This window comes from Neisseria sp. HMSC074B07 (assembly GCF_001810355.1).
Taxonomy (GTDB): Bacteria; Pseudomonadota; Gammaproteobacteria; order Burkholderiales; family Neisseriaceae; genus Neisseria.
The window spans coordinates 4,661-11,241 of sequence record NZ_KV800929.1 but is presented as its reverse complement, the minus strand read 5'-3'; the positions used below and the strand labels follow the sequence as shown (position 1 = coordinate 11,241).

The window sequence follows — 6,581 nt, the reverse complement described above, 5'->3', positions numbered from 1 at the left end:
CTGCTCTACCGACTGAGCTAACGACCCGATAAGCCGTGCATTATATGGATGCGTCGGAAAGGTGTCAACTTATTTTTGCCGGTATTGCATAATTTTTTGTTTTCAATGGATTTTATCTTTCATTGTTCGGCGTGTCCGATGAAAAGCGATGCGCTTACAGCAGCCAGCCGCCGTCGAAACGGTTTAAAAATTCGCTAAATTGCTGTTGCGCCCTATGGATGACGATCGGGTCCTGCGTTTCCAATACGGCTTCAAAACGCGCCACTTCCGCAGCGATGATGTGCCGGTTGTCTCCGAGGAATTCTTCATACAGGCGTTTGGCTTTTTCCAACAGATAGATATTGTGCTGCTGATCGCGCGGATGGATTTTCAAGGCGGCGAGTTTGATCAGGGAAGCCTTGATTTCTTCAGGCGTCAGGCTTTGGCTGTTTTGACGGAAAACCTGATTGATGTGCAGATTCAGGTTTTTGTTGCTGATGTCGACTTCTAAAAGCCCGTTGACGTCGTAGCTGAAGCGGACGTCTATCGATACCTGTCCTTTCGGCTTGGGCGGGACGTTGACCGACAGTTCACCCAGTTTCAGGTTTTCTTTGGCAAGCATGGACTCGCCCTGCAAAACATCGACCAAAATCACTTTCTGCCCGTCGTGGGAAGTGATGAAAGTTTCGACGCGCGAAACGGGAACGGGCATATTGCGTTCAATAATCGGGAAAAACCGTCCGGTAACGTATTGGTCGCCAATGTCCATGCCGGCTTCCGTGCCGAGCGAGAAGGGCATCACGTCGGTAAGGACGACTTCTTCCACGCTTTCGTTGCGCGCAATCAGCGCCGCCTGCACCGCCGCGCCGCGTGCGATGGCTTCGTCGGGATTGACCGAAACAAGCGGGATGCGGCGGAACAGTTGGGCAATGGAATGCCGAATCATCGGCATCCGCGTCGCGCCGCCGACCAAGATGATGCCGTCGATTTGCGAAGGGTGCAGCTTGGCATCGCGCAATGCGCGCTCCAGCGGTTGACGCAGGCGGCCCATTAATGGCGTGGCGGCTTCTTGGAATTCTTCGCGGCTGATGACGGCGGTGTGAACCGTGTCGCCGTAATGGAAACGGATTTCTGCCTGCATTTCTTCGCCGAGTTTGCGCTTGGCGGTTTCCAATACCTGCCACAATTCGCTGTTTTGCGCCAGTTTGTCGCTTTCAGACGACGTCAGCGTCGTGCATTTTTTCAGGAAACACTGGCGCAGCACGTTGACGAAATCTTCGCCGCCCAAATGGTTGTCGCCCGCGCTGGCGGATACTTGGACGACGCCGTCGAAATAATCGAGTACGGATACGTCAAACGTCCCGCCGCCCAAGTCGTAAATCAAAAAGCGCGTGTCGTCGGGTTTTTCCTGCAATCCGTAAGCAAGGCCGGCGGCAGTCGGTTCGTTGAGCAAACGAAGGACGTTCAAACCTGCCATCTGTGCCGCGTTTTTCGTTGCCTGACGTTGGATGGCGTTGAAATAGGCGGGAACGGTCAGAACGACATCGCATACCGGTTCTCCCAAAAAGGCTTCCGCATCTTCTTTCAGGCTTTTTAAAATCAGCGCGGACAATTCTTCGGCGCGGAACGTGCGCTTGCCCAAATGGAAAGTTTTATCCGTTCCCATAAATCGCTTGAACGCCGAGGCGGTCAGCGTCGGGGCGGTGGAGAGGCGTTCGCGTGCGGCGATGCCGGTCAGGATGCTGCCGTCTTCGGCGACGCTGATGACCGACGGTGTCAGAAAATGGCCGTGTTGGTTGGGAATCAGGCGGGTTTCGCCGTTGTGGAACTGGGCAATCAGGCTGTTGGTCGTGCCTAAGTCGATACCGATTTGCAGGGTCATGAATGTCTCGTTTCGGAGGGGGGTGAATGTGTTTCAGACGACCTTTCACATCATCCGCACTGGGTCGTCTGAAAGAGGGAAGATTGCAAAATCATAACATTTCTTCCATTTATATGGAAAATCCGGCGGCGTTTCAGACTGGCGGATGGCGGGCTGCGTTGCCGTTTGGAGGAAGGGAAAAGGGGTTGGAATGGTTTTTATAGTGGCTTAACTTTAAACCGACGGCGTTACCTCGCCTTAGTTCAAAGAGAACGATTCCTCTAAGGTGCTGAAGCACCAAAGTGAATCGGTTCCGTACTATCTGTACTGTCTGCGGCTTCGCCGCCTTGTCCTGATTTAAAGTTAATCCACTATATTTGCCGACGTTTCTAATCCGACATTTGTTCTTGTCAATATAAATATAAATAATAATTATTCTCTAATTTAGGAAAATATGTTAGGCTGATTTCTTTATTGTGTTAACGACTTAAGACGATGCCTGATATCAGCTCAACCAACCTCATCACCGCCTTCGGCATCGCCCTCGCCGCCGGATTGTTTACCGTACTGGGCAGCGGGTTGGTGATGTTTTCCAAAACGCCAAACCCGCGCGTATTGTCGTTCGGCTTGGCGTTTGCGGGCGGGGCGATGGTATATGTGTCGCTGACGGAGATTTTCAACAAATCCAGCGAAGCCTTCGGGCAGGTTTACGACAAAGACAAAGCCTTCGCCGCCGCAACGCTGGCTTTTTTGGCGGGCATGGGGGCGATTGCGCTGATTGACCGCATCGTGCCGAACCCGCACGAAACGCTCGACCCGCACGACCCTGCCTTTCAGGAAAACAAACGCCGCCACATTGCCCGCGTCGGCATGATGGCGGCGTTTGCCATTACCGCACACAACTTTCCCGAAGGTTTGGCAACGTTTTTCGCCACGCTGGAAAATCCCGCCGTCGGAATGCCGCTGGCGCTCGCGATTGCGATACACAATATTCCCGAAGGTATTTCCATTGCCGCCCCCGTTTATTTTGCCACCCGCAACCGCAAAAAAACCGTCCTCGCCTGCCTCGCTTCAGGGCTTGCCGAACCTTTGGGCGCGGTTTTGGGCTACACCCTGCTCAAGCCGTTTTTATCGCCTTTCGTGTTCGGTGCGGTGTTCGGCGTGATTGCGGGCGTGATGGTGTTCCTCGCGCTGGATGAATTGCTGCCCGCCGCCAAGCGTTATTCCGACGGACACGAAACCGTTTACGGTTTGACTTCGGGCATGGCGGTGATTGCCCTGAGTTTGGTGTTGTTTCATTTTTAAATCTGAACTAGACAGGCGCGGCAGAGTCAAACGCAGTGCCGAGGTCGTCTGAAACTTTAAGCAGGGCGGGTTGGCTAAGGGATGCGGATAAATCGAAAAGATAAATAAAGGTAGTAAGTATAATATGCCAAAAATGTATATAAAATCGCATATTTCAACTGTAAATTAGGGTTTTTGTAACATAAATTTACGAAATTTTATAGGTTTGTTATTCAATAAAAATAGAATCTATGTGAAATTAATATCATTATTCTGCTATACTTAAAAACACTTTCTTAATTTTGACTATCCGTTTGGAGAAAAAATGTCCGAAAATACACCTCTGCAATCCCTTCCTACTACCAACAAACGCATCATCGCCGCGGCTTTGGCGTTATTTTTAGGTTGCTTCGGAGCGCATAAATTCTATTTGGGCTTAAACAAAGCCGGTATCATCTATTTGGCGATTGGTGTGGTGGGTATGTTTATCCATCCTGCTTGGATAGCTGTTGTCGGTTTATCTCTCTTCGACATATTTAAATACCTGACATCTACGCCGGAAGAATTTGAACAAGTTTATGTTGTCGGCAAGAAAGAATGGTTTTAAGCATTGGCTGATTGATGCCTTTGAATATTGAGCGGAACGATTGCGTAAAGTTTCAAATATTCAGTACATCTTAAAAACCACAAAAGGTCGTCTGAAAATTTTCAGACGACCTTTTGCTATTGCGGGGAATAAAATGGCTAACCTGAAAACGGTATCAGCCCCCTAAATACCAGAATTTCAACGCCCATAATACGGCAACTATCCACACCATAGGCGGCACGTCTTTAACGCGGTTGCACAAGAGTTTGATCACGGCGTAGCTGATGAAACCAAATGCAATGCCGTCGGCAATCGAGTAGGTGAAAGGCATGAACACGATGGTCAGGAAGGCGGGGGCGGCTTCGGTCATGTCGTCCCAGTCGATTTCACGCGCGCTGCGCAGCATTTGCGCACCGACGTAGAGCAGCGCGGGCGCGGTGGCGAAGCCGGGGATACTCTGCACTAGCGGCGAGAAAATCAGACACGCCAACATCAATACGCCGACGGTTACGGCAGTCAGACCGGTGCGGCCGCCTGCGGACACGCCTGCCGCGCTTTCGACATACGGCGTGGTCGAGGACGTACCCAGTGCGGCACCGGCGACGATGGCGGTCGAGTCGGCGAATAGGGCGCGTTTCAGACGAGGCAGTTTGCCGTCTTCCAGCAGGCCCGCACGGTGGGAAACGCCGACCAGCGTGCCGGTGGAGTCAAACAAATCAACCAGGAAAAAGACGAAAATCACGCTGATCATGCTGATTTTAAAGAGACCATTGAAATCCATCTGCATGAAAGTCGGCGCTATGCTCGGAATTTCTCCGACCACGCCTTTAAAATCGCTCAAGCCCAGTAGGGTGGAAATGGCTGTGATTGCCAGAATGGTCAGGATAATCGCCCCTTTGACGCGGAAATGCCCCAAAGCCACCACCATGGCGAAGCCTGCCAGCACCAAAAGCGCAGCAGGTTGGTGGATGTCGCCCAGCTTCACCAAAGTCGCGTCGCTGGCGACGATGATGCCGGAACCTTTGAGCGCAATCAGCGACAGAAACAGCCCGATACCGGCGGCAATCGACATTTTCAAACCCATAGGCAGCGCGTTCACCAGCATTTCGCGCACCTTGAAAAAGCTGAATAAAATAAAAATGATGCCGGAAACAAACACCGCACCCAAAGCCACCTGCCAGGGCACGCCCATGCCTTTGACGACGGCGAAAGTAAAGTAGGCGTTCAAACCCATGCCCGGCGCGAGCGCAATCGGATAGTTACCGACGAAGCCCATCACGAAGCAGCCGATGGCGGAAGCGATGCAGGTGGCGACGAATACTGCGCCCATGTCCATGCCCGTTTCGCCGAGAATCAACGGATTGACGATGATGATGTAGCACATGGCGAGGAAGGTGGTCAGACCTGCCATCAGTTCAGTGCGCACATTCGTGCCGTTTGCGCTTAAATTGAATATGCGCTCCAGCACATTTTGATTTGAAGTAGTCATGATTTATGCTTTTCAAAAAAAAGGAAAATTTGCGGGCGGTATTATACTGAAAACGCCCTGTCGTCGGGTGAAAAATTGTCAACATTCCACTTGGGGCAATGTGTTGCCATTCCCGCTGTGTCTGTGCGTATAGTGGATTAACTTTAAATGAGAACAGGACAGGGCGTGAGGTCGTCTGAAAATCCGAGCGTTGCGTTTTCAGACGACCTTTGCCCTTTGAATACGGCGGCAAACACGGAAAGGTCGTCTGAAACCGTGTTCCGAATACATTGTCCGCACTGGCGCGCAAGCGTAAAATTTCCGTTTTCCCAAAATGTGCCACACTCATGGAAACCGCCCTGCTCCTTGCCGGCAAAATCACCGAGCTGACCCTGATCGTCCTGATGGGTATGGCGTTGGTGAAATCCAAGCTCCTGACCTCCGAACACAGCCGCACGCTCTCCGTCATCGCGCTCTACCTCATCAGCCCGTCGGTGATGATTCACGCCTTCCAAATCGAGAATACGCCCGACATCATTGACGGGCTGAAACTCTCGGTCGCCTTGGCGGTCGTGTTCCACATCCTGCTGATCGCGCTGGGCAGGCTTTTCAAAACCGTGTTCAAGCTCGATACGCTCGAACACGCCGCCACGGTTTACACCAATTCCGGCAATCTCATCATCCCGCTGGTGATGTCCATTTTCGGACCGCAATGGGTGATTTACACCAGCGGCTTCATCATCGTCCAAATGTTCCTTTTCTGGACGCACTTGCGCCTGCTGCTTTGCGGGCGTGGCAATCTTGCGTGGAAAACCGTACTCACCAACATCAACATCCTTTCCATCTTTATCGGCGTGTTCATGTTTGCCTGCCAAATCAAACTGCCGCACATCATCGACAACACGCTCGCCACCGTCGGCGGCATGATAGGCCCCGTCGCCATGCTCGTTGCCGGAATGCTGATTGCCTCGCTGCCGCTCAAAGAAATCGTCCTCTCCAAACGGATTTACCTCGTCGCCTTCCTGCGTCTGATGCTTATCCCGCTGATTCTGCTGGTGTTTGTCAAAATTTCGGGCATCGCGCATCTCGGCGGGCACAGCGATACCGTCGTCCTTATCAGCTTCCTCGCCACCGTCAGCCCAGCCGCGTCCACCGTTACCCAAATGGCGATGGTTTATGGTCAGAACGCCCGTAAAGCCAGCGCGATTTACGGCATCACGACGCTGCTGTGCGTCATTACCATGCCGATGATGATTGCGTTGTATCAAGCGATGGTTTGAAAGGGTTGGGTCAAGAAAAAGGTCGTCTGAAAGACCCCGAACAGGGTTTTCAGACGACCTTTTGTTGTTATTCCCATCATGACGGACGGAATATATAGTGGATTAACTTTAAACCAGTACGGC

The 6,581-nt window shown here is 51.9% G+C and carries 5 protein-coding genes; 3 read left to right on the top strand and 2 right to left on the bottom strand.

The annotated features are described in order from the left end of the window. Window positions 1–154: 154 nt before the first annotated feature. Window positions 155–1,861: a molecular chaperone HscC gene (locus HMPREF2726_RS06110; RefSeq protein ID WP_009312664.1), complete on the bottom strand. Its 1,707-nt coding sequence runs from the start codon at window positions 1,859–1,861 to the stop codon at window positions 155–157. A gap of 474 nt (window positions 1,862–2,335) precedes the next feature. Between HMPREF2726_RS06110 and zupT the strand changes: the two genes are divergently transcribed. Together zupT and HMPREF2726_RS06100 are read left to right on the top strand one after the other, a co-directional pair. Further along, the gene (gene zupT / locus HMPREF2726_RS06105; RefSeq protein WP_070602637.1) at window positions 2,336–3,145 is read left to right on the top strand and encodes a zinc transporter ZupT; all 810 of its coding nucleotides are present in this window, start codon (window positions 2,336–2,338) and stop codon (window positions 3,143–3,145) included. Window positions 3,146–3,449: 304 nt separating this feature from the next. Next, window positions 3,450–3,731 (top strand): TM2 domain-containing protein, encoded by a 282-nt coding sequence (locus HMPREF2726_RS06100; protein WP_070602635.1) that lies wholly within the window; start codon window positions 3,450–3,452, stop codon window positions 3,729–3,731. A gap of 154 nt (window positions 3,732–3,885) precedes the next feature. Here HMPREF2726_RS06100 and HMPREF2726_RS06095 read toward each other — a convergent pair whose 3' ends face one another. Then, entirely contained in the window at window positions 3,886–5,199 is a 1,314-nt protein-coding gene (locus HMPREF2726_RS06095; protein ID WP_070602633.1) for an NCS2 family permease, read from the bottom strand. Between the two features lie 326 nt (window positions 5,200–5,525). Here HMPREF2726_RS06095 and HMPREF2726_RS06090 point away from each other — a divergent pair, with 326 nt between their 5' ends. Then, window positions 5,526–6,458, top strand: coding sequence for an AEC family transporter (locus tag HMPREF2726_RS06090; protein ID WP_070602653.1), 933 nt, complete (start codon window positions 5,526–5,528; stop codon window positions 6,456–6,458). The last annotated feature ends 123 nt before the right edge of the window (window positions 6,459–6,581 follow it).

Coding starts and splice junctions, on each gene's coding strand:
- HMPREF2726_RS06110 (WP_009312664.1), bottom strand. CDS start 1,861: ATGACCCTGCAAATCGGTATCGACTTAGGCACGACCAACAGCCTGATT.
- zupT (WP_070602637.1), top strand. CDS start 2,336: ATGCCTGATATCAGCTCAACCAACCTCATCACCGCCTTCGGCATCGCC.
- HMPREF2726_RS06100 (WP_070602635.1), top strand. CDS start 3,450: ATGTCCGAAAATACACCTCTGCAATCCCTTCCTACTACCAACAAACGC.
- HMPREF2726_RS06095 (WP_070602633.1), bottom strand. CDS start 5,199: ATGACTACTTCAAATCAAAATGTGCTGGAGCGCATATTCAATTTAAGC.
- HMPREF2726_RS06090 (WP_070602653.1), top strand. CDS start 5,526: ATGGAAACCGCCCTGCTCCTTGCCGGCAAAATCACCGAGCTGACCCTG.